This window comes from Anoxybacteroides voinovskiense (assembly GCF_014196205.1).
Classification (GTDB): Bacteria; Bacillota; Bacilli; order Bacillales; family Anoxybacillaceae; genus Anoxybacteroides; species Anoxybacteroides voinovskiense.
Genome location: NZ_JACIDE010000044.1, coordinates 1 through 1,523 on the forward strand (window position 1 = coordinate 1; position 1,523 = coordinate 1,523).

The 1,523-nt window shown below is 40.8% G+C and carries 3 protein-coding genes; all 3 read right to left on the reverse strand.

The genetic code is table 11. From position 1 onward, the window contains the following. A partial coding sequence (locus GGR02_RS16940) for a hypothetical protein (RefSeq protein WP_183186112.1) occupies positions 1-196 on the reverse strand: 196 nt, incomplete at its 3' end. Positions 197-198: 2 nt separating this feature from the next. Continuing rightward, positions 199-675, reverse strand: coding sequence for a hypothetical protein (locus GGR02_RS16945; protein WP_183186113.1), 477 nt, complete (start codon positions 673-675; stop codon positions 199-201). Positions 676-718: 43 nt separating this feature from the next. Next, a complete protein-coding gene (locus GGR02_RS16950; protein ID WP_183186114.1) occupies positions 719-1,273 on the reverse strand; it encodes a hypothetical protein in 555 nt (184 codons plus the stop codon). Positions 1,274-1,523 lie beyond the last annotated feature (250 nt).

Sequence of the window (1,523 nt, forward strand, 5' to 3'; positions counted from 1 at the left end):
GAATTTTTTGTATCTCCGTATAATTAGCTATGCGAATCCATTGTTTCTCACCATGCTTATTCTCAATTTTTTGATATAAACCATTTGTCGATAACGCCCAATCTTTTTCCCTACCGTAATAATTTATGTTCGATGTGCTTTGTTTTTTCGCTTGTTTTTGTACTTGGTTATTGCCATTTGGTACTTGGTTGCTCACGGTTACCATCCTTTCGGTTGATATATAGGAAAACTGTCATATTCCATTTGTTGGCGTAACAGCCAATTCTCCAATTTTTGCGGTAACGATTTTTTATCGATCATGTCCAAAAACTTTGGCATCGTTCCAATGGAAGATGTAACTCGGACTTCCCATCCAGTCTGGGGTATCGGGAACGTTTTGAAGCATGCGAACTGCATACGGTGCCAAGCGGAACTCGCCTCTTGTAACGTTAGCGAAGACGACAAAGGCTCAATCCCCCAAAATTCGATCACAAGCAAATCCTTTTTAAAATAAAACTTCGTTAGCACATATGGAGTTTTTTTCTCAAGTTTCTTACACAACTGATTTAATTCCGACAGATTATCCGTTTTAAGCGTGCGTTTCTGTACATGAACGGTCACGTGGTGATGAAGAAACAGCTGTTGTTGATTAAAGCGAGTTGGGGTATTAGTATCCCATTTTAATTCGTAATGCATGTACATTCCTCCAGTCATCTTATGAATATTCATACTATAAGAATTACTTGATTGGAATAATTGCAACCTTTTTGCCGTTGTGTGTCCGGTATGATACATCTGAAAACGTGATAGATGTGCGATCTTCGAAGTTAAGGTTGTAGTAATCTACTAAATGTCTCACCAAATCGGACGAGTAAATGATCCTTTTTCCAGCTGCCGTTTTCAACTCATAGTTCGCATTCCACTCGCCAAGATGTTCGGAAATCGCAATGGCTTTTGGCGAACGTGCAATCTGGACAGTTTTCGGATTTCCAATCTCTCGAATGACGTCTGGAGAAATTGCAACGCGCTTTCCATTTTTCTTTGAGTATACAATCGAAAGCACACCCGCTTCAGACGTCCGCGTGACAGGTTTGGTCTTAAACGGTGTGAAAGCTGAGAAATCAAATTCTTCTTCGCCAGACGCACTTCCGTGAGATTGTAGATTCTTTTGTTTTTCGTTACCTTCTTCATCTTCTGCTCTACCTTCGTCCAATTCGAGCTGTCCGAAATGGAGATCATCATCAAGTGCAAGATCCTTCTCTTCATTCATGTTGACCTGACGTTCATCATTCATATTTCAGTACCTCCCTGTTTGATTAGTTCCATCGTACTTCAAAACGGGCTCCCCTCTCTCTTGGGAAAAATACGTGTTTTTCAAAATGAATTGCTCATACCACAGAAAAAATGGACTTTGGCATCACCCCTTGTTTGTTTATCTTTTGGGGAGCTGTCCTCCCCTCTGGTTCCATCGTACTTCAAAACGGGCTCCCACCTCTCTTGGGAAAAATGCGTGTTTTTCAAAATGGATTGCTCATACCACAGGA

Bases quoted from the DNA above. Each gene is read 5' to 3' on its own strand.
- GGR02_RS16945 (WP_183186113.1), bottom strand. From the start codon at position 675: ATGCATTACGAATTAAAATGGGATACTAATACCCCAACTCGCTTTAAT.
- GGR02_RS16950 (WP_183186114.1), bottom strand. From the start codon at position 1,273: ATGAATGATGAACGTCAGGTCAACATGAATGAAGAGAAGGATCTTGCA.